The sequence below is a fragment of the Methylorubrum rhodinum genome (assembly GCF_014199935.1).
Lineage (GTDB): Bacteria > Pseudomonadota > Alphaproteobacteria > Rhizobiales > Beijerinckiaceae > Methylobacterium > Methylobacterium rhodinum.
Genome location: NZ_JACHOP010000009.1, coordinates 54623 through 79454 on the forward strand (window position 1 = coordinate 54623; position 24832 = coordinate 79454).

The 24832-nt window shown below is 70.8% G+C and carries 22 protein-coding genes; 14 read left to right on the plus strand and 8 right to left on the minus strand.

The window, feature by feature from the left end; genetic code table 11:
• Positions 1–191 precede the first annotated feature (191 nt).
• On the minus strand, positions 192–1955 hold the full coding sequence (locus HNR00_RS12310) for an ATP-binding response regulator (protein WP_183569639.1): 1764 nt from the start codon (positions 1953–1955) through the stop codon (positions 192–194).
• A gap of 381 nt (positions 1956–2336) precedes the next feature.
• Between HNR00_RS12310 and HNR00_RS12315 the strand changes: the two genes are divergently transcribed.
• The 7 genes from HNR00_RS12315 to cysE all read left to right on the plus strand — a co-directional run bounded on the left by HNR00_RS12315 (position 2337) and on the right by cysE (position 10063).
• The gene (locus tag HNR00_RS12315; protein WP_183569641.1) at positions 2337–3083 is read left to right on the plus strand and encodes a response regulator; all 747 of its coding nucleotides are present in this window, start codon (positions 2337–2339) and stop codon (positions 3081–3083) included.
• Positions 3084–3235: 152 nt separating this feature from the next.
• Complete coding sequence (locus tag HNR00_RS12320) at positions 3236–3493, plus strand: hypothetical protein (RefSeq protein ID WP_210306455.1); 258 nt, start codon at positions 3236–3238, stop codon at positions 3491–3493.
• Between the two features lie 10 nt (positions 3494–3503).
• Entirely contained in the window at positions 3504–3713 is a 210-nt protein-coding gene (locus tag HNR00_RS12325) for a hypothetical protein (RefSeq protein ID WP_183569643.1), read from the plus strand.
• 145 nt (positions 3714–3858) lie between these two features.
• The gene (locus HNR00_RS12330; protein WP_183569645.1) at positions 3859–6156 is read left to right on the plus strand and encodes a sensor histidine kinase; all 2298 of its coding nucleotides are present in this window, start codon (positions 3859–3861) and stop codon (positions 6154–6156) included.
• Positions 6153–7799, plus strand: coding sequence for an ABC transporter substrate-binding protein (locus HNR00_RS12335; protein ID WP_183569647.1), 1647 nt, complete (start codon positions 6153–6155; stop codon positions 7797–7799). Before HNR00_RS12330 ends, HNR00_RS12335 begins: the two co-directional genes overlap by 4 nt.
• Before the next feature lie 263 nt (positions 7800–8062).
• Positions 8063–8962 carry a helix-turn-helix transcriptional regulator gene (locus HNR00_RS12340; RefSeq protein ID WP_183569649.1) on the plus strand — a complete coding sequence of 300 codons (900 nt, stop codon included), beginning with the start codon at positions 8063–8065 and terminating at the stop codon, positions 8960–8962.
• A gap of 243 nt (positions 8963–9205) precedes the next feature.
• Positions 9206–10063 (plus strand): serine O-acetyltransferase, encoded by an 858-nt coding sequence (gene cysE, locus HNR00_RS12345; protein ID WP_183569651.1) that lies wholly within the window; start codon positions 9206–9208, stop codon positions 10061–10063.
• Between the two features lie 38 nt (positions 10064–10101).
• Here cysE and prfH read toward each other — a convergent pair whose 3' ends face one another.
• Positions 10102–10716, minus strand: a complete 615-nt coding sequence (prfH, locus tag HNR00_RS12350; protein ID WP_183569653.1) for a peptide chain release factor H — start codon at positions 10714–10716, stop codon at positions 10102–10104.
• Positions 10713–11858 (minus strand): RNA ligase RtcB family protein, encoded by a 1146-nt coding sequence (locus HNR00_RS12355; RefSeq protein WP_183569655.1) that lies wholly within the window; start codon positions 11856–11858, stop codon positions 10713–10715. Before HNR00_RS12355 ends, prfH begins: the two co-directional genes overlap by 4 nt.
• A 293-nt stretch (positions 11859–12151) precedes the next feature.
• On the opposite strand from HNR00_RS12355, the gene HNR00_RS12360 reads away from it, so the two are divergent.
• Both HNR00_RS12360 and HNR00_RS12365 read left to right on the plus strand, forming a co-directional pair.
• The gene (locus tag HNR00_RS12360) at positions 12152–12367 is read left to right on the plus strand and encodes a DUF3126 family protein (protein ID WP_183569657.1); all 216 of its coding nucleotides are present in this window, start codon (positions 12152–12154) and stop codon (positions 12365–12367) included.
• 121 nt (positions 12368–12488) lie between these two features.
• A complete protein-coding gene (locus HNR00_RS12365) occupies positions 12489–12818 on the plus strand; it encodes a DUF6949 family protein (protein WP_183569659.1) in 330 nt (109 codons plus the stop codon).
• Positions 12819–12923: 105 nt separating this feature from the next.
• On the opposite strand, the gene HNR00_RS12370 is transcribed toward HNR00_RS12365, so the two are convergent.
• Positions 12924–13556 carry a S24 family peptidase gene (locus tag HNR00_RS12370; protein WP_183569661.1) on the minus strand — a complete coding sequence of 211 codons (633 nt, stop codon included), beginning with the start codon at positions 13554–13556 and terminating at the stop codon, positions 12924–12926.
• A 218-nt stretch (positions 13557–13774) separates the two neighbouring features.
• Between HNR00_RS12370 and HNR00_RS12375 the strand changes: the two genes are divergently transcribed.
• Together HNR00_RS12375 and HNR00_RS12380 are read left to right on the plus strand one after the other, a co-directional pair.
• Positions 13775–14125 (plus strand): DUF952 domain-containing protein, encoded by a 351-nt coding sequence (locus tag HNR00_RS12375; protein WP_183569663.1) that lies wholly within the window; start codon positions 13775–13777, stop codon positions 14123–14125.
• Positions 14122–15198, plus strand: a complete 1077-nt coding sequence (locus HNR00_RS12380; RefSeq protein WP_183569665.1) for a quinone-dependent dihydroorotate dehydrogenase — start codon at positions 14122–14124, stop codon at positions 15196–15198. Before HNR00_RS12375 ends, HNR00_RS12380 begins: the two co-directional genes overlap by 4 nt.
• Before the next feature lie 51 nt (positions 15199–15249).
• Here the strand turns inward: HNR00_RS12380 and HNR00_RS12385 are convergent, their stop codons facing one another.
• Positions 15250–15588: a hypothetical protein gene (locus HNR00_RS12385; protein WP_183569667.1), complete on the minus strand. Its 339-nt coding sequence runs from the start codon at positions 15586–15588 to the stop codon at positions 15250–15252.
• Positions 15589–15615: 27 nt separating this feature from the next.
• Entirely contained in the window at positions 15616–15936 is a 321-nt protein-coding gene (locus HNR00_RS12390; RefSeq protein WP_183569669.1) for a hypothetical protein, read from the minus strand.
• A gap of 322 nt (positions 15937–16258) precedes the next feature.
• On the opposite strand from HNR00_RS12390, the gene HNR00_RS12395 reads away from it, so the two are divergent.
• From HNR00_RS12395 to HNR00_RS12405, 3 genes are all read left to right on the plus strand, one after another.
• Positions 16259–18571, plus strand: coding sequence for an FdhF/YdeP family oxidoreductase (locus HNR00_RS12395; RefSeq protein ID WP_183569671.1), 2313 nt, complete (start codon positions 16259–16261; stop codon positions 18569–18571).
• Entirely contained in the window at positions 18568–18870 is a 303-nt protein-coding gene (locus HNR00_RS12400; RefSeq protein ID WP_183569673.1) for a hypothetical protein, read from the plus strand. Before HNR00_RS12395 ends, HNR00_RS12400 begins: the two co-directional genes overlap by 4 nt.
• A 240-nt stretch (positions 18871–19110) precedes the next feature.
• Positions 19111–20403, plus strand: a complete 1293-nt coding sequence (locus HNR00_RS12405; protein ID WP_183569675.1) for an MFS transporter — start codon at positions 19111–19113, stop codon at positions 20401–20403.
• A 6-nt stretch (positions 20404–20409) separates the two neighbouring features.
• On the opposite strand, the gene HNR00_RS12410 is transcribed toward HNR00_RS12405, so the two are convergent.
• Together HNR00_RS12410 and HNR00_RS12415 are read right to left on the minus strand one after the other, a co-directional pair.
• Positions 20410–23046: a DNA translocase FtsK gene (locus HNR00_RS12410; RefSeq protein WP_183569677.1), complete on the minus strand. Its 2637-nt coding sequence runs from the start codon at positions 23044–23046 to the stop codon at positions 20410–20412.
• Between the two features lie 163 nt (positions 23047–23209).
• Positions 23210–24481 carry an outer membrane beta-barrel protein gene (locus HNR00_RS12415; protein WP_183569679.1) on the minus strand — a complete coding sequence of 424 codons (1272 nt, stop codon included), beginning with the start codon at positions 24479–24481 and terminating at the stop codon, positions 23210–23212.
• Between the last annotated feature and the right edge of the window lie 351 nt (positions 24482–24832).

Genomic DNA, 24832 nt, shown 5'->3' on the forward strand with positions numbered 1-24832 from the left:
TTGTCTAGGTTGACACAACGTCGATGCCGAGGGCATCGCCGCGCCATAGAATTAATCTAGTGCTAGCCCTATCAAAAAGTATGCGTAAATCTCGCTTGCTTTTTGGTCTAATCCGACGAAACAGCTCTTGAAGTCGCCATAGCAGAATGGCTGAACGAGGGCCGAAGACAATACACCCTAGGTCATGGCTCTCACACCACCCCCACCGCCTCCTCCGGAAACCGCATCAAAAACGTCGCCCCCGTCCCCGGCCCGTCGGAAAACGCTTCGGCCCGGCCGCCATGCAGTTCGGCGATGCGCTTGACGATGGAGAGGCCCAAGCCCGTCGAGCCCTCGCCGCCGGTGGGTTTGGCGGAGAGGCGTTGGAAGCGGCCGAACAGGCGGGCGGCGTCCTCCGGGGAGAGGCCGGGGCCGTCGTCGGTGACGGCGATCACGGTCGCGCCGTCCTCGCGGCGCACCGACACCGCGATCGCGCCGCCGGGCTGCGAATACTTGATCGCGTTCGAGACGAGGTTGTCGAGCGCCTCGCGCAGGCGCTCGGCGTCGCCGCTCATCGTGAGGGCGTCGGGGAGCTGCGTCGTCAGGCTTTGCCCCTTTGCCTCGGCCAGCGGGCGGTTGGCCTCGCACACCTCGCGGGCCAGCCCCGCGAGGTCCACGGCCTCGCGCCGCAGGGTGATGTCGAGGGCGTCGTTCATCGCATCCGCCATCAGGCTGTCGATCATGCCGATCAGCCGGGTGGCGGAGGCGCGCACGTGCTCGACCTGGGTGTTCATCGCGGCCCGCGGCGACCGCTCCCCCGAATCGGGTTTTTCCTCGGGCTCCAGGCCGATCAGGTCGGCCAGCATCTCGGAGCGGCCCAGGATCACCGCCAGCGGGTTTTTGAGATCGTGGGCGATCGTTCCCAAAATCTCGGTCTTGAGGCTGTTGGCCCGGCGCAGGTCCGAGCGCTGCAGGGCGAGGCGCCGGTTCGCCCGGATCAGCTCGGCGGTGCGCTCCGTCACCCGCTGCTCCAGGGTGACGTTGGCCCGCTGCAATTGCTCGTAGAGAATCACGTTGTCGAAGGCGATCGACAGCCGCCCGGTCAGCAGCGTGATCAGCGCCCGGTCGGTGTCGGAGAGCGGGCGGTCGGCGTCGATCAGCGCGACGATCTCGCGGCCGCTCGCGGTCCGGACGTAGAGCGTGGAAAAGTGCTCGCCGAAATTGTGTTGACGCGCCGCGAAGGCGGCCTCGACCACGGGGCGAATTTTCGGGTCAAGTGATTCGGGGGTGGAGCCGTAGAGCCCCGATCCGGCCAGCACGCTGAACGCGCCCCCGGTCGCGTCTGCGTTGCCCTCGCGCAACACCAGGATTCCGGCGCATTCGGCGTTCAGCAGCGAGGCGACCTGCGTCAGCACCCCTTCGGCGAGGCGTTGCATCGACTTCTGATCGAGCAGCATCGGGGCCGCGTCGATGATGATCTCGAGCCCGCGCCGGGTCTCGTCCAGCCGCTTGAGCTGCTGGTAGGCCCGGAGTGCCGCGGTCAGGCTGGTGAACAGCCGGTCGGCGGTCAGCTCGGTCTTCGCCTTGTAGTCGTTGATGTCGTAATCGACGATCACCCGCCGCTCCGGCGCCTGCCCCGGCTGCCCGGTGCGCAGGATGATGCGCACCGTCTCGTCCTTCAGCTCGCGCCGGATGTAGTCGACGAGCCGCAGGCCCGCATCGTCCGTCTCCATCACCACGTCGAGCAGGACGATGGCGATATCCCTTCGTTCCGCCAACAGCTTACGGGCTTCCGTCGCGGAGTGGGCGGACAGGATCTCGAGGCCCCGCCCGTCGAGTTCGTAGCCCGAGAGCGCGTAGCGGGTGCCCTCGTGCACCGCCGGGTCGTCGTCGACGAGCGCGATGGTCCAGGTGCCGGCACGGGGACCCGAAGGCGGCGCCTCGTCGGGCATCAGTTCGAGCAGGTCGTCGTCCATGGATCGCCCCTCGGCCGCGGAGAATCGCCGGCCTTTCGCCGTTTCTCGGGCTATCGCGGCCCCCGCGCGGTTCGATACCGCACCGAGCGGGAGGTACAGCGATCAGCGGAAGAAATCTCGGCGAAAGGTGAGCTGGCTCTACCGGTTTCACGCGACCGAAAGCCGCCGATCACTTGGCGGCAGGACGGGTCGCCCGCCGGTGGAGCGATCTTCTGTGCGGGGGAGGCCTCGGCGCGTCGCCAAGCGGGGTGGCTTCGGGCATTGTGGCCGAAGAGTTGCAGCGCCGGACTCTCGGCCGGGCGCGCGAGACCGACATTCGATCGAGGAAAGCTTCACGCCGATGGCGCAGGTCGTCTCTCCGGCTCACGGAATCTTGCCACGATGACCGGAACCTCCGGATCCGGCCCCCACGTCGTCGTGGTGGACGACGAGCCCGACGCCCGCGCCATGGTCGGCGACTACCTGCGCCTGCACGGCTTCGACGTGGCGCTCTGCGACGGCGGCCGCTCGCTGCGGGCGCATCTTCTGGCGCGCACGCCCGACCTGATCGTGCTCGACCTCAACATGCCGGAGGAGGACGGGCTGTCGATCGTGCGCGATCTGAAGGCGCGCAGCCGCATCCCGATCATCATGCTGACCGCGACCGCGAGCCCGATCGACCGGGTCGTGGGGCTCGAACTCGGCGCCGACGACTACTTGCCCAAGCCCTGCGAATTGCGCGAACTCGTCGCCCGGGTGCGCTCGGTGCTGCGCCGGGCGCAGAGCGCGCCCGCCCCGGCAAAGCCGCAGGAGCAGCACGCTGCGGAGGCGCCCGCCCGCCGGGTGCGGTTCGGGACGAAGTGGCTCGAGCTCGATGCCATGCGCCTGCGCGACGACCAGGGCGTCGAGCAGCCACTGACCCGCTCCGAGTTCGATCTGCTCAAGGCCTTCGCCGACCATCCCAAGCGCGCGCTCTCCCGCGAGCGCCTGCTCGACCTCGCCGATGCCCGCGATCCCGACGCCTTCGACCGGGCGATCGACGTGCGAATCAACCGCATCCGCAAGAAGGTCGAGCCGGACCCGGCCCACCCGCGGTTCATCCGAACGGTGCGCGGCCTCGGCTACGTCTTCCGCCCCGAGGGGGATTGATCGCGCCAGCGCCCCAATTGTTTCGTCGGAGCCGGGGCGACGCAACAATCGACCTCCGATCCCGTGATCCTGTGACGGGCGACGCAAAATCCCGGATACGCGGCCTTCCTAAAAGGTCCCTATCGACGACGGCCAAGCCGCGGGGGGATGTCATGAAGGGATGGGTTTCGATCATCGCCGCGAGTGCGGTGCTCTCCGGCGGCGTCGTGGCCGGTCTTGCCGCGACGGACGCGGTTTCGGCCCCCGCCGCCTGGAGCGACCCGCCGGCCCGGCCGGTCGCCGCGAAGGCCGTGCCCGCCGCTGCCGAGAAGGCCGGGCCGTCCTGCACTCCCGCCGCGTGGCCCCAGCTGCCGGCGGGCTGCCATGGGCAGGGCCGCCCCGTGCGGGTCATCGCCCTCACCCGGTCCTGAGGAGGAGGCGATGCCGCATTTCTCGAAGGAACTCCTCGACGCGTCGCCCGAAGCCCTCGCGACCCTGCGCGAGATCCTGCACGGCCCTCGCCAGAGCGGCGGACGCCCGGGCCGGATCACCTCCGCGCCGGCCGCGAAGGAGGGGCGCTTCGTCGGCGGCAATGCCGGCCGCGAGGCACCGGTGCGCAAGCGCCGCCACGCCTCCCTGATCGGAGCGTGACGCCGGACGGACGCCCCGGCCGAATCGTCCGCAGGTGAGGACGGCGTCGAGCGCGGCTCGCGCAACCCTTGTCGGGCCGCGCATTTGCGGCAACGATCCGCCGCGTCGGTCAATCGCTCCGCCAGGAGCGCTATGCGGGTCGAGGATGCGGGTCGGGCGGAAGATTGCCCTTGTCGGCGGGGTCCCGATCCTGGTGGCCGCGGCCATCGCGGCGGCCGGCTGGTTCCTGCTGGCCCAGGAGCAGCGCGCCCGCACCGGTGCCCTGCTCGCGGCCCGGATCTTCCACGACCTGACGGTCGCCCGCACCGAGCGCGAAGCCTACGTCGCGGCGCATCCGGACGAGCGCGCGGCGCGCGAGGCGCGCTTCTTCGGCCTGACCGGCGATGCCCGCCGCGGCCTCGACGCGCTCCAGGCCGAGGTCCGCACCAGGGGGCAGGCCGAACGGGTCGCCGCGGCCCGGCGGACGCTCGACCGATCCATCGAGCGGATGCAGGCGCTGACGGCGCTGACGCGCGAGAACGATGTCCTCGTCGCCGAGATGGGCCGCCGCGCGGGTCGCCTGATCGAACTCGCCGATCAGGCGCGGCTGCGCCAGCAGGGCTCGAATGCCGACCTCGCCCGGACCTTGGCGCAGAAGGTGGAGCGGCTGCGCACCGCCCGCGACGCGGTGGCGCGCATCAACGTCCTGGCGGCCGCGCTCGCGCGTCTCGACCTCGCGCAGGCGCGGGCCGCCGGGGGAGAGCCCGCCGCACCCTCCCCCGGACCCGCCGGTCTGGCGCAGGCCGGGGACGACCTCGCCGCTGCGCTGCGCGGATCGGGCCGGGACGGGGATGCGGAGGAGATCACCGCCCTGCTGGCCGCGCGGGAGGCGGGACGCGACGGCGGCGGGGCGCTCGCCGAGCGGATCGAGCGGCTGCTCAAGATCGTCTCGTCGGAGCAGCGGGCGCTCCACGACGAGGTGGCCCAGCTCCTCGCCTACGCGATCGCGGCCAACGAGACGGGGCAGGCGACCCAGAACATCGGCATCAGCGCGCTCAAGCTCGGCCAGCGCACCGCCGACGCCCTGGTCCGGCGCGATCCGCAAGGGGCGAGCGCCATGCTGGCGGAGGGCGAGCGGCTCTCCGCCAGCACGGCGAGCCTGCCGATCTCGCCGCTGATCCAGGGCGACATGGTCGACGCCATCGACGGCTGGCGCAGCCGCCTCGCCACGACGGTGGAGGGCCTGAAGCGCCAGAACGCGATGATCGCCGAGATGGACGCGCTCGCCGCCGCGATGAGCGAGACGGCCAGCGCCCTCAACGATGCCGCCCTGGAGGATGCCGACCGGCTCGGTGCGTTCCTGCGCCAGCTCCTGCTGGTCGGCGCAGCGGGAGGCCTGCTGCTCGGCGCGCTCGTCGCGCTCGCCGTCGCCCGCTCGATCCTGGTGCCGCTGCGCCAGCTCCAGGGCGACATGATCGCGCTCGCCGCCGACCCGAAGGCGGCCGGTCTCTCCGGCACGCAGCGGGCGGACGAACTCGGCGACATCGCCCGGGCCACCAACTTCTTCGTCACCGAGATCGGGCGCCGCGAGCGCGCCCTGCGCCGGGCCAAGGATCAGGCGGATGCCGCCCTGCATGATCTCCGTCAGGCGCAGGACGACCTGATCCGTGCGGAAAAACTCGCCTCGCTCGGCCAGCTCGTGGCGGGCGTCGCCCACGAGATCAACACGCCGCTCGGCATCGCGCTCACCACCGCGACGCTGGTGCGCGACGAGACGCGGGCCTTCCAGGCGGTGATGGCCTCCGGCACCCTGTCGCGCTCGCGCCTGACCCACTTCGTCGACCGCGTCGGCGAGGGCGCGCACCTGCTCTCCTCCAACCTGACCCGCGCGGCCGACCTCGTCCACGGATTCAAGCAGGTCGCGGTCGACCGGGCGAGCGACGAGCGCCGCAGCTTCACCCTCGACGTCTGGCTCGACGAGCTGCTCGCGAGCCTGCAGCCGTTGCTGCGCAAGGGCGGCCACCGCATTCGGTCCGACGGCCCGGCGGGCATCGCCGTCGATACCTATCCAGGGGTGCTGGCGCAGGTCGTCACCAACCTCGTGGCGAATGCCGTGGTGCACGGCTTCGCGCAGCGGCCGCAGGGCAGCCCCGGCACCATCGTGGTGCGGGCGGCGGCGGCGGGTCCGCTCGTGCGGATCGAGGTCGCCGACGACGGCGCCGGCATCCCCGCCGAGAACCTCCCCCGCATCTTCGATCCGTTCTTCACCACGGCCCGCTCCCGCGGCAGCACCGGGCTCGGCATGCACATCGTCCACAACCTCGTCACGGGAAAGCTCCAGGGGCGCATCGCCGTCGAGAGCGAGCCGGGCCGGGGCACCACGGTCCGGATCGAGTTCCCCCGCGAGCCCGCGGGCGGCGAGCGGCCGGCGGCGCGGGCCCCGGCGGGAGCGGGCGCATCGTGAGACGGGCCGGTTCGAAATTCGGCCTCGTGGCCAGCCTCGTGGCAAGCCTCTTGGCCAGCCTCATCCTCGGGCTCGCGGGGCCGGCGGCGGCGCGCACCCTGGTCTATTGCTCCGAGGGCAACCCGGAATCGCTCGATCCCGGCCGCGTCACGACGACGACCGCGATGAACGTCACGTGGCAGATGTTCAACAACCTCGTCGAGTTCGAGCCGGGCACCACCACCCTGCGCCCGGCCCTGGCCGAATCCTGGACCGTGTCCGACGAGGGCCGGACCTACGATTTCACCCTGCGCGAGGGCGTGCGCTTCCACGCCAACGCCCGGTTCGCGCCGAGCCGCACGCTCGATGCCGACGACGTGCTGTTCAGCTTCCTCCGGCAATGGCGGACGGACCATCCCTACCACCGGATCGGCGGGGCGGATTTCGGCTATTTCCGCGATCTCGGCCTCGCCGCGCTGATCCTCGGGATCGAGCGGCTCGACGCCCGGCGGGTGCGCTTCCGCCTGCGCGAGGCCGACGCCACCTTCCTGCCGAACCTCGCCCAGGCCTTCGGCGGCATCCTTTCCGCCGAATATGCCGAGCGCCTCGCCGAATCCGGCGACCGGGAGGAACTGGCCCGGTCCCCCATCGGCACAGGCCCGTTCCGCTTCGCCGGCTACCGCCCCGACCTCGCCATGCGCTATCGCGGCTTCCCGGACTACTGGCGCAAACCGGCCGGCGACCGGGCGGAGGGGTCCGCGCCGATCGACGGACTCGTCTTCTCGATCACCCCGAACGCGGCGGTGCGGCTGACCAAGCTCAAGGCCGGCGAGTGCCAGGTGGCGGCCTTCCCGAGCCCGGCCGATCTCGACGCCGTGCGGTCCGATCCCGACCTCGTGCTCCTGTCGGGCGAGGAACTCAACGTCGCCTACCTCGCCCTCAACACCACGCGGCCGCCGATGAGCGACGTGCGGGTGCGCCGGGCGATCAACCTCGCCATCGACCGTCAGGCCATCGTCGAGGCGGTCTACGGCGCGGCCGGGCGGCTCGCCCGCAACCCGCTGCCGCCGGGAAGCTGGGCCTTCCACGACGGCCTGCCCGAGATCGGCTTCGACCGCGAGGCCGCCGTTCGGCTGCTCGCCGAGGCCGGCCTTGCGGGAGGCTTCGAGACCGACCTGTGGTTCCTGCCGGTGAGCCGGCCCTACAACCCCAACGGCCGGCGCGTCGCCGACATGATCCAGGCCGACCTCGCCCGGATCGGCATCCGCGCCAACCTCGTCACGCGGGGCTGGGGCGAGTACCGGGCCGCGCTCTACGGCGGCGAGCCGACCGCGATGCTCTACGGCTGGACCAGCGACAACGGCGATCCGGACAACTTCATGAACGTCCTGCTCGGCTGCCAGGCCGCGGCCCCGGGCGGGGCCAACCTCGCCCGCTGGTGCGATCCCGCCTACGACGCGGCGATCCAGGCGGCGCGGCGGACCGACGACCGGGAGGCCCGGACGCGGCTCTACCGCGAGGCCCAGGAGCGGTTTCGCGCAGGCCTGCCCTGGGTGCCTCTCGCCCACACCGTCGTGCACATGGCGACGCGGCGGACGGTCGCGGGGTTCCGGATGGACCCGCTCGGACGCTACCTGTTCGAGGGCGTGACGCTGAGGGACTGAAGGGCCCGGTTTCGCGCCGTAGGCTCGGGAAACGAACAGATATTTTATCCACCGCCGAGTTCGCATGGAGGGCGCGCCCGCGCTATGGGTTGCGCGAGCACGCCTCGGCCTCCAGATGTTCGCGACTGTATGCTGCATGTGCGAGATCCGGCCCGTGCGTTGCAACAGAGCGAGGCCCGGCCGATGATCGGGCCGGACGATGGGCGCCCCGAGCGGAAGATGCGGAACGTGCGTCGGAAACGGACGAGAGGTAAGCTGAGGCCATGACCGACGCGGCCGAACACGAGGCGGATTTCCTGAACGAGCTGGGCCGGCGCGTGCGCCTCGCCCGGACGGTGCGCGGGCTCTCGCGCAAGCTGCTCTCCCAGACCTCGGGCCTGTCCGAGCGCTACATCGCCCAACTCGAGGGCGGCCAGGGCAACGTCTCGATCATCCTGCTGCGGCGCGTGGCCAACGCGATGGGCATGCGCCTCGACGATCTCGTGGCGGCGCAGGAGACCTCCTCCGACTGGCGGGTGGTCCGCGACCTTCTGGAGCAGGCCAATCCCGACCAGATCGCGCTCGCGAAGTCGGCGCTGGCCGGCTCGGCCAGCGTCGAGAGCCGGGTCGTGCGCCGCCGCGTGGCGGTCGTGGGCCTGCGCGGCGCCGGCAAGTCGACCCTCGGGCGGATGGCGGCGGCCCATCTCGGCTGGCGCTTCGTCGAGCTCAACACCGAGATCGAGCGCGAGAACGGACTGTCGGTCGGCGAGATCTTCGCGATCTACGGACAGGAGGGCTATCGCCGCCTGGAGCAGAAGGCCCTGCGCCAACTCGCCGAGCATCCGGGGCCGATGGTGCTGGCCACCGGCGGCTCCATCGTCGCCGAGCCGCTGACCTACGACCTGCTCCTGTCCTCGTTCTACACGATCTGGCTGAAGGCGCGTCCCGAGGAGCACCTCCAGCGGGTGCGCGACCAGGGCCATGTCGAGGGCAAGGGCGACCCGACCTGGGTGCTGGACGACCTGCGCGCGGTGCTGCTCAGCCGCGAGCCGCTCTACGCCCGTGCCTCCGCGGTGGTCGATACCTCCGACGTGCCCGTCGAGATCATGGCCGAGCGGCTGATCGAGGTGATCGAGTCCCGTTTCAGCGGCAACGACAACGGCGGCCGGCGCCCGGCCGCCTGATCGGCTCCTCGATCACGGCCCCTTGATACGGCGGGAGCCCGACCCAAGCTGTATGCCGTCGCGCGAAGCGGTAGAAGGCTCTCGCCGGCCACGCTCGCATCGCGGCATCCGCCGTCTCCGCGAGGGAAGCTTCGCAGCCGATCCGGTCTCCGGACCGACCTTGGGACGGATCGTTATCCGATGCCGCGATAGGGTATCGCGGCGGGCGGCTGGCCCGCCGGTCCATCCGTCGAGGAGGAATGCATGTCCGCCAGTCCTGCGCTCAGCCCGGTCGGGCGCGAGGCGATCGCCGGCATCGTCGATCCGCTCTGGACGCGGATACGGGGCGAGGCCGAATCGGTGCTGCGCGACGAGCCGTCCCTCGCCTCGTTCTTCGTCGCGACGATCCTCAACCACCCGACGCTCGAAGCGGCGGTGGGCCATCGCGTCGCCGCGCGCCTTGGTCACAGCGCGCTCCCGACTGAACTCGTCGCCCACGGCTTCCACGAGGCGGTCGCCGACGATCCCGCCATCGGCCAGAGCATGCGCGCCGACATCCTGGCCGTGATGGACCGCGACCCCGCGACCACGCGGGCGATCGAGCCGCTGCTCTACTTCAAGGGGTTTCACGCGCTCCAGGCGCACCGGCTGGCCCACTGGTACTGGCACCAGGGCCGGCGCGACCTCGCCCTCTACCTCCAGAGCCGGTCCTCGGAGGTGTTCCAGACCGACATCCACCCCGCCGCCCGCATCGGCCGCGGCGTGTTCTTCGACCACGCCACCGGCGTCGTCGTCGGCTCGACCGCGGTGATCGAGGACGACGTGTCGATCCTGCACGCCGTGACGCTCGGCGGCACCGGCAAGCACGGCGGCGACCGCCACCCTAAGATCCGCCGCGGCGTGATGATCGGCGCCGGCGCCAAGATCCTCGGCAACATCGAGGTCGGGGCCTGCGCCCGCGTCGCGGCCGGCTCCGTGGTCCTGCGCTCGGTGCCCGCCCACACCACCGTCGTCGGCGTGCCGGCCCGCGTCGTCGGCGCCGCCGGCTGCGCCGAGCCCGCCCGCTCGATGGACCAGCTCGTCGCGATGAGCGAGTTCGTCGACATCGCCGGCGGCATTTGAGGGCGGACCCGCGGCCCGGAGGCCGCGGGCCGCGGGGGTCAAGCCTCGTCGCGCAGAACCCGGATCGGGTTGCCCCGCTCCAGCGCATCGTGACGCCGTTGCGCCTCGTCCTGAAGCGCGCCGTGTTCCAGAGCCGACCGGATCTCGACGAGTTCGGCGAGCCGCTTCAGGGCGATGTCCCGGTTGCGGTGCTGCGAGCGCTCCTCCCGGGCGACGACCCTGAGGCCCGTCGGTCCGTGGGTGGCGCGCACGGCGCTGTCGGTCGTGTTCTGGTGCTGGCCGCCGGGGCCGCCCGCCCGGAACGCCTCGAACCGCACGTCCGCCTCCCGCACCGCCTCCGCCGTCGGAAGCGGCGGCAGTTGCGACACGGAGACGAACCAGTTCTTGCGCTTGTGGTGCGGGCGCACCGGGCTCTGGGCGATCCACTGGATCGTCCCGGACCAGGCGGCGGCGAGGCGCGCCGCCTCCGGCCCGTCGAGGACGAGCACGACCGAGGCCGGCCCGTGCCCCTGGGGGTGGGCCGGCCCGGCGATCTCGCAGAGGTCGAGGCCCGCCGCCTCGGCCTCCCGGCGCAGGAGCCGCACGACACGGCCCAGCGCGATCCGGCATTCCGCCGGCCCGCGCCCGCTGGTGATCAGGAGGCGCAGGCTCATCGGCCCCTCCCCTGTCCGCCCTCTCGCCGACCGATCGTACTCAGGCCCGTCTTGAAGGTGACGAGGGGCCGGAAGGTCGCCACCACCTCGGCCAGGCCGAAGCGCACGAGGTCGTCGATCACCTGGTCGATCGCCTTGTACGCGTCGCCCGCCTCCTCGATCAGCAGGTTGCGGTCCTCGCAGACCACAAGCCCGCCGAAGGGGTTGCGCTTGAGCCCCTCCCGCACCGAGCGCACCCGCTCGATGCGGCCGTGCATCGAGCCCCGGTCGTGCTTGCGGCCGGCGCCGTGGGCGAGGCAGGCGAGCGCGTCCGGGCTCGCGCCGGGGCTCGGCCGGACGAGGTAGGACAGCGTCTCGCGCGAGCCGGGGATCGGCACGAGCCCCCGGTCGGCAGGCGCCACCCCCTTGCGGTGGAGGATGCCGCGCTCCGTCGGTTCGAGGAAGTTGTGGGCCAAGTCGGCCACCGGCTCGACCGCGCCGCGCAGGGCCTCCCCGGCCCGCTCGGCGATGATCGCCCGGTTGATCCGGGCCCAGGCGACGGCATGGTCGTGGGCGGCGAGGTAGCGCCGCCCTTCCTCCGAGGCGCATGCGAGCGGCCCGGCCTCCGTCCGGACCAGGGCTTCCAGGCTCGAGGCCCCGAGCGCCCGCGAGCCCGAATGGACGAGGACATGGACCCGGTCGGGGTCGATGCCCGCCTCCCGGCAGGCCGCTTCGTCCCGCACCTCATGGACGGCCTGCACCTCGCAGAAGTGGTTGCCGGAGCCGATGCTGCCGAGGCCGACATCGTAGGGCGTCGGGGCGAGCCCGGCGGCCTCGGTCATTCCGCGCAGGTCACCGTCCCAGGGCGCATCGAGGACCTTGAGGCGCTCGGCCGCCTTGTCGACGCGCAGCTTCTTCAGCTTGAGATCGGTGCGGAACAGACCCATGCCGCAGCCGATATCCGACCCGACCAGCGGCGGATGGAGATCGGGCGCGAGCATGCCGATGCCGACCGGGCCGTACTTGCCCGGATGCAGGTCCGGCATCGCGGCGAGCGCGGCGATGTCCGGGATCGTGCGGGTGAGATGTTCGAGTTGAGCGAGGGCGCTGCCCTCGATCCAGGCGCTTTCCGAAAAGAAGCGGTGAATCGGTATGGTCGTCAAATCATCCGTGCTTTCATGTGGGAAGTCTCGGCGTGGCCGAGTGCCCGCGGAGCGGGCGCGCGGCGGCTCGGTCGGTCGTCTGCCGGATTGCCTGGGCCATGCTCCGCCTCCATGAAAGCGTGTCGGGTGGTGGGCGTCGGGACGGGCGTCCCGCGCCGCGCCGCCATAGCAGCTTCGTGCGCCACCGTCTGCCGGGTTGCCTGCCCCCCCGCGATCTGGCAAGCCGCCGTCATTCCCCGCGCCGCGCCTCGCGCGTTCCCGCGCGGCGCCCCGCAAGCCAGAAGGTTGACGGCGTGAACAAGACCGAGACCGCCAAGCTGCAGGATTACCTGCGCCGCAAGTTCGCCAACACCAACATCCGCGTGGTCGCGATGAAGACCGGCGATTCCGCCGAGGTGTTCATCGGCGACGAGTCGATCGGCGTGCTGGCCGACGACAAGGAGGACGGCGACGATTCCTTCACCTTCCGGATGGCGATCCTCGACATCGACCTCGAAGAGGACGCCTGAGCGGGCGCCGCCCTCGCTACCGTGCCTGTGGGCGGCGTTAACGTTGAGGAAAGGTCTTCCTTAACAAGGCGTAAACGATCGGTCAGAGTACGCGTCTCATCCTGAAAAGGAGCGTCGCGTCATGGCCCTGAGCCCGTCCTCGATCGAATCCCTTCAGGCGCTCGTCGTCGGGCTCGCGCTGGCGGGCCTGCTGGCGAGCGCCTTCGAGTTCGCCACCAACCGCCGGGCGAGCTTCCGCCTGCTGGAATCGGGCGGCGTCTCGACGCTGGCCGCCCTGCCGATGCTCGCCTTCGTCGCGCCCTTCATCATCCTGCGCAACACCCTGCGCGGACGGAAGCTGGAGCGCCGGCCGATCCCCTTCGTGATGATCGCCACGATGATCGCCTGCGGCTGGGGCCTGCTCTCGGGCCACATCGTGCTCGACGTCGCGCACCTGATCGCCGGGCAATGATCCCGAGAGGCGTCGCCTGTCGCCCCCGCGACGGCGGGGCGGCGGTCGTCCGCCGGGCGCCCGAGAAGCGACCGAAGGTCGGTCCTCGGGCAACACAGTAAATCCCTACTGCCGCACCCACATCACCCGCGCCATCCAGGCGATCTCGGCGAGCGGCACCGTGCGGTCTGCGTGCTCCGGGTTGAGCGAGATGAGTTCCACGGTGCGGGCGGTGCGGCGGCGCAGTTCCTTGGCGAGCACCTCGCCGTTGGCGAGCCGCGCCACGACCCGGTCGCCCTTGCGCACGCTGGCGGTGGGCGAGACGATCAGCACGTCGCCGTCACGGTAGAGCGGCCGCATCGAATCGCCCTGCACCTCCAGGGCGAAGGCCCGGTCCCCGCCGAGATCGGGAAACTCGATCTCGTCCCAGCCGGGTCCGCCCGCGGGCATGCCCTCGTCGGTGAACAGGCGGCCGGAGCCCGCCTGGGTCAGGCCGATCAGCGGCACCATGGTGCGGGCCGGCCCCTCGCGGGACTCGATCAACCGCAAGAAGTCGTCGAGGCTGGCGCCGGTGGCGGCGAGCACCTTCGAGACCGATTCGGTCGAGGGCCAGCGCTTGCGCCCGTCCGGCCCGATCCGCTTCGAGCGGTTGAAGCTGGTGGCGTCGAGGCCGGCGCGGCGGGCGAGGCCCGAGGCGGAATAGCCGTAGCGCTCGGCCAGACGGTCGATGGCAGCCCAGATCTGCTCGTGCGACAGCATGACGGCCCCAGCCCAGCGCGCCTGCCGATGGGACAGACGGCCTAGTCATAGGAAACTAGAACCAGCCGGGACCGAATGCAATCGCGGCCGCAGGAGCTGGGCAGTCTCGCACCGCGCGGCGTCCGGGTGAAGGCCGGATGCGATGCGCCTCCGCCCTGTTGCGGCGCACGCGCCCGGGCCCTATCGCTCCACCCTCCGAAGGAGCGGGAAGGAAGCCCATGCCCCTCGTCTACAAGATCTGCCCGCGCCCGCTCTGGCGGGAGGCGGAGGCGCACGGGGTGTTTCGCGGCGCGCCGATCGATTGCGCCGACGGCTTCATCCACTTCTCGACCGCGGAGCAGGCGCCCGAGACCGCCGCGCGTCACTTCGCGGCCCAGGACGATCTGCTGCTGATCGCCGTCGAGACGGACGCGCTCGGCGAGGCCCTGCGGTTCGAGCCCTCCCGCGGCGGCGCGCTGTTCCCCCACCTCTACGGCGAGTTGCCTTTGAGCGCCGTGCGCTCGGTCGCCGAACTGCCGCTCGGCGCGGACGGGCGCCACATCTTCCCGGCGGAGGTCGTGTCGCCATGATCGAGGCGCTGTTTCCCCTCGCCCGGCCGGTCCTGCACGGCCTCGATGCCGAGACCGCCCACGACCTGACCCTGCGGGGTCTGAGCCTGCTGCCGCCGCGCAGCCCAGCCCCGGATGACGCCGCCCTCGCGGTCGAGCTGTTCGGCCGCCGCTTCCCCAACCCGGTCGGGCTGGCCGCGGGCTTCGACAAGGGCGCGCGGGTCGCCGACGCAATGCTGGGCCTCGGCTTCGGCTTCGTCGAGGTCGGCGGCGTGGTGCCGCTGCCCCAGCCCGGCAATCCGCGTCCGCGTGTCTTTCGGCTGACCCGCGACCGGGCGGTGATCAACCGCTTCGGCCTCAACAGCGAGGGCCTCGACGCGGTCGCCGACCGGCTGAAGGCGCGGGCCGGACGGCCGGGCATCGTCGGCGTCAACATCGGCGCCAACAAGGAATCATCGGATCGCCTCGCCGACTACGTCGCCTGCACCGCGCGGCTCGCGCCGCATGTGGCCTTCCTCACCGTCAACGTCTCCTCGCCCAACACACCGGGCCTGCGCGACCTCCAGGGCGAGGCTTTCTTGGACGACCTGCTCGCCCGCGTCGTCGACGCCCGCGACGCCTCCGGCGCGCGCCCGGCGGTGCTGCTCAAGATCGCTCCCGACATTGCCCTCGACGGCCTCGACGCCATGACCGGCACCGCGCTCCGCCGCGGCATCGACGGGCTCGTCGTGTCGAACACCACGATCGCGCGGCCTTCGACGCTCGCCGAGACGGCGCTCGCGACCGAGACCGGCGGCCTCTCGGGCCGCCCGCTCTTCACCGCCTCGACCCGACTTCTGGCCGAAACGTTTTTGCGCGTCGGCGACCGCATTCCGCTGATCGGCGTCGGCGGCATCGACTCGGCCGAGACCGCCTGGACCAAGATCCGCGCGGGCGCACGCCTGCTCCAGATCTACTCGGCGCTGGTCTACGAGGGGCCGGGGCTCGTCGGCACGATCAAGCGGGGGCTGGTCGATCGGCTCCGGGCGGAGGGCTTGAAAAATCTCGCGCCGGTCGTCGGGCGGGATGCGGCGAGTCTGTCACGGCTCGATTGAGGCATAAGCCCCGCGCCAGCGCGGGCGGGTCGAGCGCGCGGAGAGCGGACGTCAGACGGCGGCCCTCTGCGCCTCGGGAAGGCAACCGCGCAGAACATCCAGAACGTTGCGCAGAAAAAGAAGGTCGTTCCGGAGGACGTCGTCTTCGTCCTCGCTATAGTCGAACGAGCGCTGCATCTCCTCGACACGCTGTTCCACCGCGGACAGCAGAACCCGCGCCACCGGATCGGGCACCTCGACGGTTCCACCAGGCGGCGCGGCATCCAAGGCGCGCTCCTCGCGCCAACGGTCCCAGACGATCCTCGGCGGATCGTTGCGATCGGCAGTCTCGGGCCGGGTGCGGACGGCATCCTCGGCGAAGCGAAGAGCCTTCGGGGAGAGTCTGACCATGGGTGCGTCGTCCCGCTCGTTGTCCGCTCAACGGAAATGACGGTTCGCCGTGTCGAGCAACGACCTGTAGTCGCTCAGCGGCATATCAATGCTCGGTTCCCAGGACCAGTGGTTCCCCACATCGTTCCAGACGAGCAGGAGTGGTCCGTAATCGTAGCCGGCTGCCAGCCTCCACCAGCGCCCCTTCCCCGGAGCCGGGGCCCAGAAGGTCGATACGCCCCCGGTCCCGGCCCGCACCCAATCGACGCCCGCGACGACGGCATGCTCCACATCCGCGGGACGAACATGATCGAGACGGGCGCTCGTCGCGTTGCCCATCCGATAGAGATTGCACGTCGTCCGGCCCACCCTCCGAATCCTTCCCCGACCGGACGCCGCTTCGACCGGCGACAGGCGCGCCGGCTACTTCCGGTTGCACAGCTCAAAGCCAAGCTCGGAAGAAGGTCGGAGGATGCTCGACCGTGCCTTCCGCGAACGGTCGGCGAAGTCGTTCATGCACCCCTGCGACGGCACCGTGGAAGCTGCAGGATTGTGCCTAGCGCATATCGAAGCGATTCAAATCTCCAGCCAAGCGCCAGAGTCATGAGAGGACTGCGCAGAGTCGGAATTGTGAGGCTTCCCGGAAGCCGCTTATCTGGCGTTGCACAATCGCTTTTTCCGGGATTTCGGCATGGACCGTTCAGACGGGTCCCTCAAGCGCTCCTCCGCCGCGGGCGGCTGGGGTGCTCTGAAGAGCTGCGGCAAGCACCTGCTCGGCAGCCGGGCGCCGCTCTCCGGGGCGCGGGCCCTGCTCTCGGCCAACCAGCCCGACGGGTTCGACTGCCCCGGCTGCGCCTGGGGCGATCCGGCCCACGGCTCGTCGTTCGAGTTCTGCGAGAACGGCGTGAAGGCGGTCTCCTGGGAGGCCACCGACAAGCGCGCCGCCCCGCGCTTCTTCGCGCGTCACACCGTCTCGGAACTGCGCGGCTGGACCGACTACGCTCTTGAGAGCGAGGGCCGCCTGACGCATCCGATGCGCTACGACGCGGCCACCGACACCTACCGCCCGGTGGAGTGGACGGAAGCCTTCGCCGAGATCGGCGCGACGTTGCGCGGCCTCGGCAACCCGGACGCCGCCGAGTTCTACACCTCCGGCCGCGCCTCGAACGAGGCGGCCTACCTCTACCAGCTCTTCGCTAGGTCTTACGGCACCAACAACTTCCCCGACTGCTCGAACATGTGCCACGAGGCCAGCGGCATCGCGCTCGTCCAGGCCATCGGCATCGGCAAGGGCACGGTGCTGCTCGAAGACTTCGAGAAGGCCGACGCGGTCTTCGTCGTCGGCCAGAACCCCGGCACCAACCATCCGCGCATGCTGGGCGACCTGCGCCGCGCCGCCGAGCGGGGTGCGCAGATCGTCGTGCTCAACCCCGTGCGCGAGCGGGGCCTGGAGCGCTTCGCCGACCCGCAGAACAGCGTCGAGATGCTGCGCGGTGCGAGCCGCCCCATCGCCAGCCACTATCTCCAGCCCAAGCCCGGCGGCGACATGGCGGCCTTCCGCGGGATCGCCAAGGTGGTCTTCGCCCGCGACGCGGCGGCGCTCAGCGAGGGCAAGCCCTCGCTCCTCGACCACGCGTTCCTCTCCACCCACACGCTGGCGTTCGAGGAATACCGCGCGGCGGTCGAGGCGACGGAGTGGAGCGCGATCCTCGACCAGTCGGGGCTGACCCGCGAGGAGATCGAGGCGGCGGCCGAGGTCTATCTCGGGGCCGACAAGGTGATCGCCACCTGGGCGATGGGCGTGACCCAGCACCGCCACTCGGTGGCGACGATCCGCGAGATCGCCAACGTGCTGTTCCTGCGCGGCCATGTCGGGCGGCCCGGCACCGGCCTGTGCCCCGTGCGCGGCCATTCCAACGTGCAGGGCGACCGCACGGTCGGCATCAACGAGAAGCCGCCCATGGCCCTCATCGAGGCGCTGGAGCGCGAGTTCGGCTTGCGGATGCCGCGCAAGCACGGCCACAACGTGCTCGGGGCCATCGGCGCGATGCTCGACGGCTCGTCGAAGGCCTTCATCGGCCTGGGCGGCAATTTTTTACGTGCGACCCCCGATACGCCGCTGGTGGCCAAGGCGCTCGCCGGCTGCGAGCTCACCGTCCACATCGCGACCAAGCTCAACCACTCGCACCTCGTGCCCGGCCGCGTCTCCTACGTGCTGCCCTGCCTCGGCCGCACCGAGGTCGATCGCAACAGCCGGGGCAAGGTCCAGATCGTGACCGTCGAGGATTCGATGAGCATGGTCCACGGCTCGGGCGGCATCAACAAGCCGGCCTCCCCGCATCTGCGCTCCGAGGTCGCCATCATCGCCGGCATGGCCGCCGCGACCGTCGGTTCCGAGCGGATCGACTGGGAAAACCTCGCCGACGACCACGACCGCATCCGCGACCTCATCGAGCGCACGATTCCCGGTTTCACGGGCTTCAACACTCGTGTGCGAAAACCCCGCGGCTTCATGCTGCGCAACCTCGCCTCCGAGCGTGTGTTCGAGACGGCGACGGGCCGGGCCAACTTTTCCAGCGGGCCGCTGCCGGTGGCGACCGAGCACCAGCGCGCGAGCGTTTCGGCTGAGACCTTCGTGCTCCAGACGTTCCGCAGCCACGATCAGTACAATACGACCGTCTACGGCCTGGATGATCGCTACCGCGGCGTCTACGGCGAGCGCCGCGTGGTCTTCGCCCATCCGGACGACCTCGCGGAGTTGAAAAACCGGTTCGGCGAGCGGGTCGATCTCGTCGGCGCTGGCACCGACGACGGCATCGAACGGCGGGCGGAAGACTTCCGCCTCGTGCCGTTCGACATGCCGCGCGGGTCGCTCGCCGGCTACTACCCGGAACTCAACGTGCTGGTGCCGCTCTCGGCCTTCGGCGAGTTCTCGGACACCCCGACCTCGAAATCAGTGCTGGTGCAGGTCAGGGCCCGCGGCGCCGCGGCGAAGGCCGCGTGAGCGAGCCCCCCGCCGACGCCGAGACGTTCCTGGCGACCACCGACACCATCGCGGCGCTTCGCCCCGAACTGAGCCTCTTGGAATCCGGCATCCTCGCCGGGCTCCATCTCGGGCTGGCCGAGGACAGCCGCAGCTTCGCCCGCGTCTTCGGCATTGAGCACGCCCTGGTGCTGCGGGCCGTGGACACGCTCGCGGGCGAGACACTGGTGAGCGTGACCGCGCGCGACGCCCGGACGCAACGCACCCGCTACGCCGCCAGCGAGGTCGGGCGCAGCGTGCTGGCGGTGCTGGCGGCCTAAAAACTCGGTTCGTTTTCTTCCATCCCCCCCTCATCCTGAGGTGCCCGCGCGAGCGGGCCTCGAAGGAGGGCTCCAGCTCGCGCGCGACTTCTGGAGCCCTCCTTCGAGGCTGCGCTTCGCTCCGCACCTCAGGATGAGGGGATGGGTTGGAATGAGCGGCTCAAAGGTACTCTGAGGAAATCCTGCCGCATTGCCGCGCGACTGCGCCGCCGCCACCCTGCTCGGGTGGAGAGTGCCCGAATGTCATCCCGTGAAGCGCTCGATCAATTCGGGCGCACCGAGAAGAACAGGCCAAGCCTGCTGACCCGGCGCTGGCGCGTCGGCCTGTTCACCGGCCTCTACCTCTATCAGGGCACGGTCGCGGGCTTCGCGACGCTGGCGCTCGCCAACCATCTCGCCGCCAACGGTCACGGCGCGGGTGCGGTCGGTTCGCTGCTGGCGCTCGTCGGCCTGCCGTGGGTGTTGCAGCCGCTGCTGTGGGGGCCGCTGCTCGACGGGTCCGCGCCGCATCCGATGGGCGCGCATCGCGTCTGGCTCGTGCGCGGGCTGTTCGGGGGCCAGATCGCGCTGTGCCTGCTGCCGTTCCTCGGCGCGCGGCCCGACCCGACGACGCTCGGCGCGGTGCTCCTGCTCCACAGCCTCTGCGCCTCGCTCGCCGACACGGCGACCGACCGGATGATCGTGGCCAACGTGCCGGAGGGCGAACTCGGCCGCGTCAGCGCCTGCACCCGCGCCGGCTTCGTCACCGGCTCCGCCCTCGGAGCCGCGCTGTTCGGCTGGCTGCTGCCGGAGATCGGCCTCCCCGCCGCCGCCGGATTGCTGCTCATCCTCACAGCCGTCCTTGTGGTCACGGCCAGCCTCGTGCGCGAGCGGCCGGGCGACGCGCTGCTGCGGGTCGGGTTGCCTTCGGGCTCGATCATCTCCGGCGCGCCGCGGGCGCTGGCGGCGCATGGGCGGGGCGTCGCCCGAGTCTTTGCCGCCTTCCGCCATCGCGAGGCGCTTCTGCTGCTGGCTTTGTGCTTCGGGATCGATTTCGCGTTGGCGCTGCTCCAGGTGCCCTTCGCCGTGGCGATGGTGCGCGACCACGGCTGGGAGGCCGGGGCGCTGTCGCAGGTGCAGGCGCTGTTGGCGTTCCTCGGGGGCACCCTCGGGGCCGGGCTCGTCGGCTTCGCCGTCGATCGGGCCGGGCCTGCCCCCGCCCTGCGTCGGCTGTGCCTCGCCTGCGCGGCGGCCTTCGCCGTCATCGCGCTGCTGGTTCTCGGCGGGTTCGAGGCGCGGGGCGGCCCCCTCATCCTCGGGCTGGCGAGCGTGGTGCCGGCGCTCCTCTACGTCGCGCTGCAGCCGACCGTGGTGCTGGCGAGCCGGACGCAGGGCGTGTCGGCGACGCAGTTCCAGATCTTCATGGCGGCGATGAATCTCGGCGACGTCGCCGGCGCCTCGCTCGCCGGCGCCGTCGAGCGCTGGGCGTCCCCGACTGCAACGGCCTGCGGGGTCGCCCTGGTCTTCCTGCTGGCGTCGATGCGGGGGCGCTGATCCGGCTCAGTAGTCCTGCGCCTCGGGCTCCACGAGGATCTCGCGCTTGCCCGCATGGTTGGCGGGGCCGACGAGGCCTTCGGTCTCCATCCGCTCCATCAGCGAGGCGGCGCGGTTGTAGCCGATCTGGAGGCGGCGCTGGATGTAGGAGGTGGAGGCCTTCTTGTCCCGCATCACCACCGCGACCGCCTGCTCGTAGAGGTCGCCGCCCTCGGAGCCGCCGAACTGGCCGGCATCGAACACCGCGCCGTCCGAAGAGGCGGCCGCCGCGCCACCCGACGGCAATTCGCCCTCGTCCGCCGTGACCGCTTCGAGATAGGCGGGCCGGCCCTGGCGCTTGAGATGCGCCACCACGCTCTCGACTTCCGAATCCGAGCAGAACGGCCCATGGACGCGGGTCGTGCGCCCGCCGCCGGCCATGAACAGCATGTCGCCCTGACCGAGCAGTTGCTCGGCGCCCATCTCTCCGAGGATCGTGCGCGAGTCGATTTTTGAGGTCACCTGGAAGGAGATGCGGGTGGGGAAGTTCGCCTTGATCGTGCCGGTGATGACGTCGACCGAGGGGCGCTGCGTCGCCATGATCAGATGGATGCCGGCGGCGCGCGCCATCTGGGCGAGCCGCTGGATCGCGCCCTCGATGTCCTTGCCGGCCACCATCATCAGGTCGGCCATCTCGTCGACCACGATGACGATGTAGGGCAGCGGGTTGAGGTCCATGACCTCGTCCTCGTAGACCGCCTCGCCGGTCGAGCGGTCGAAGCCGGTCTGGACCGTGCGGGTCAGGGTCTCGCCGCGGGTGCGGGCCTCTTCCAGGCGGGCATTGAAGCCGTCGATGTTGCGCACACCGACCTTGGACATCTTCTTGTAGCGCTCCTCCATCTCGCGCACGGCCCATTTCAGCGCGATGACCGCCTTCTTCGGATCGGTGACGACCGGCGAGAGGAGGTGCGGGATGCCGTCGTAGACCGACAGCTCCAGCATCTTGGGATCGACCATGATCAGGCGGCACTCTTCGGGCTTGAGCCGGTAGAGCAGGCTGAGGATCATGGTGTTGATGGCGACGGACTTGCCCGAGCCGGTGGTGCCGGCGACCAGCAGGTGCGGCATCCGCGCGAGGTCGGCGATGATCGGCTCGCCGCCGATGTTCTTGCCCAGACACAGCGCGAGCTTGTGCTTGGTCTCGGCGAAATCGGCGGACGCCAGCAGTTCGCGCAGGAACACGGTCTCGCGCTTCATGTTCGGCAGCTCGATGCCGATGGCGTTGCGGCCCGGCACCACCGCGACGCGGGCCGAGACCGCCGCCATCGAGCGGGCGATGTCGTCGGCCAGCGCGATGACGCGGCTCGACTTGGTGCCGGGCGCCGGCTCCAGCTCGTAGAGGGTCACGACCGGGCCGGGGCGCACGGCCAGGATATCGCCGCGGACGCCGAAATCCTGAAGGGTGGCCTCCAGCATGGTGGCGTTCTGCTCCAGCGCCTCAGCCGAGACCTCGGAGCCGGGTGCGGCCTCGCGCGGGCGGGCGAGCAGTTCGAGGGCCGGGTGCTGGTAGGCGCCGGGCTCGGGGCGGAATTCGGGGGCCAGACGGGGCCGGGCCGGCTGCGGCTGCGGCGTGGGCCGCGACACGCGGGAGACGGGCGGCTCGGCCTCGGGCTCCTCGTCGTCCTCGATGACGGCGGCAGGGCGCGGCGCGGCGGCGCGCGCGGGGGCCGAGGCGGGCGCGGGCGGCGCCTCGGCCTCGTCGTCTTCCTCGCCGTCGAAGACCGGCTCGCGGCGGCCCGCAGTCGGACGCGCGGGGGCATGCGCCGCCCAGGGCGCATCCTCGCCCTCGAAGGCGCGGCGGGCAGCGAGCGCGGGCGAGGCGCCGGCATAGGCGAGCCCGTCGCGCTCGTCGGCGGGAGCCTTCCAGGCCTCGACCCGGTCGCGGAGCGAGGCGCGGCCGCGCATCACGGCGTGGGCGAGCGCGCCGAGCGACAGGATGCCGAGGCTCGGCTCGTCGGTGTCGTAGCGCTCCTCGTAAGCGCGGGCCGGCGCGTGGGGCGCCGGGCGGGCGGGGGTGTAGGCGACCTCCTCCTCGTCCTCCGGGGCCGGCTTGGCGACGCGGCAGGCGGCGGTGAGGCTCAGGATCGCGATGGCCGCGAAGACGAAACCCGCGAAGGCCGCGAACGGCCCGACCATCATGCGGCTTCCGGCGAGCAGGGCATCGCCCGCGACGCCCCCCATGCCGGTCGGCAGCGGCCAGCGCGCGGTCGGCGGTAGCGCACTCGCGACCGCGCTCGTGCCGAGCACGCCGATGCACCACAGGACGAGACGCATGCCGCCATGCGGCAGCTCGCGCTCCCGCATCAGCCGCATCCCCCACAGGATGGGCGGCAGGGCCAGCATGATCGAGCCGAGGCCGAGGAGCTGCATCGCGAGGTCGGCCACCACCGCACCCGGACGCCCGAGCACGTTGTGCGCCCGATGGTCGGTGGCGTGGTTGAGGCTCGGATCGTCGATCGACCACGTTGCGAGCGCAACGATCAGGGCGACGGCGCCGGCGAACAGGATGAGGCCGCCGCACTCCGTCAGCCTTTTGGCCAGGAACGGCCGCAGGCTGTCGACGAACGTGTCGTAGGGCGACGCGGAGCGGCGAAGGGAACGCATGGGATACCGGACCGATGACAACGGTGCGGTAAGGCTAACGCCTGCGTCTTAACGGGGGGCTAAGCATCGAGGCCCGGGAACGAAAGAAGCCCCGGACATGATCCGGGGCTTCGATCTTCTGGCAAGTCCGCGCCTTCCGGCGCGGGGGGCGATGTCGGCTTTCTCAGAAGGTGAAGCCGGTCTCGATCAGGTAGCGCTCCTGCGAGTTCTTGAGGCCGTTGCGGCCGAAGCCCGAGCCGAAGCCCAGCGCGAAGTCCTTGGCGACGTCATAGGCCTGCACCGTCGCGAACTCGCCGCGGATGAAGTAGCGGTCCCAGGTGAAGGTCGGGGTGATGGTGAACGAGAAGGCCGAGCTGCCCGGGCCGTAGAGCACGTTGGTGGCGCTGATGCCCGCGAAGTCGCCGCGGGTGCCCGACTGAGCGATGTACTCGACGCGGCCGGCGAGGCCGAAATTCTCGTTGAAGGCGTAGCCGGCGAGCAGCGCGCCGCCGTAGGTCTCGGCGCCGACGATCGGCGAGAAGTAGTTCGGCTTGGAGGCGACGTTGGTGTACTGGAAGTACGGGGTCACGATCCACGGGCCGTTGGCGTAGGTCCAGTTGACGCTGATGATGCTGCTGTTCTGCAGCGAGTTGATCGTCGCGAACTGGAATCGCGGGCTGCGGGTCGACGAGTCGAAATCGCTGAAATGCGTGCCGCCGTTGATGCCGATCGTGTTCGAGTCGTCGATCTTGTAGGTGATGAGGCCGGTGATCCAGTTCAGCTCACCCGAGTAGAAGCCGTCGTTGACCGAGAGCGAGGCCGCCCACGGGCCGCTGGCGTAGTTCACCTGGACGCCCTGGTTGATGAAGTTCTCCTGGTTGAACACCAGACCGCGGGTGATGTTCAGGTTCTGGTAGGAGAACAGCAGCTCGGAGCCGATGTTGGTGAACATCCGGCCGGCCTGGAACGACCACTCGTCGTTGAACTGCCACTTGCCGTAGGCAACCGGGACCGGGCCGAATAGCGACTCGGTCTGCTCGAACGAGGAGTAGAGCGGCAGGCCGAGCGCAGGGATCGAGTACAGGCCGGTATGCACATAGAACTGGAACGGGCCGTCGGCCTTCTGGACCCAGGCCTGGAGGTTCGTGAAGTCGACGCGGCCGAAGCGGTCCACCTCGCCGCCGGGGGAGACGATGCCGAAGGCGTTGGTCTGGGTGTAGGCGAAGCCGGTCACCGCGCCGCCGACATAGATGTCGCCGATGCCGGTGGTGAAGCAGGCCGGGTTCGGGTTCGCCTTGATCAGACCGGCGAAGGCCGGGGTGGAGATCGCGGCCTTGCAATGCTCGATGGCGATCACCGGAGGCGACTTCATCGGAAGGTCGGCGGCGAGCGCCGGGCCGGCCGTCAGGGCGGCCAGTGCGGCCACGGAGGCCTTCAGTGTCAGTCGGATGGTCATCGAGCTCTGCCCCGGTTGTTTGATACGGCCAAGGTGCCGGAGCGGCTCGTGCATCGCAAAATGAAGATTGAGGCAACTGCCTAAAACGTAGGCAAATACGGCCGAGCTTCGGCGATGCCGCGGAACTGTTGCCGAAGGAACACATTTGTGGCAGCCGCCGGAACAACAGATCGGAGCGATCCCGCGGTCCGTCCGGGGACGTTCCTGCATCCGTCGGCCCCGTCGCGGTCCTTCGCCGGCCAAGCCGGCATGGGCCGAATCACGAAGGGCCGCGGCGCATCGCGCCGCGGCCCTTCGCATGTCGCTCACAGAACCGTCCCGGACGCGAGGTCCGGGACGGCGATCGAGGGG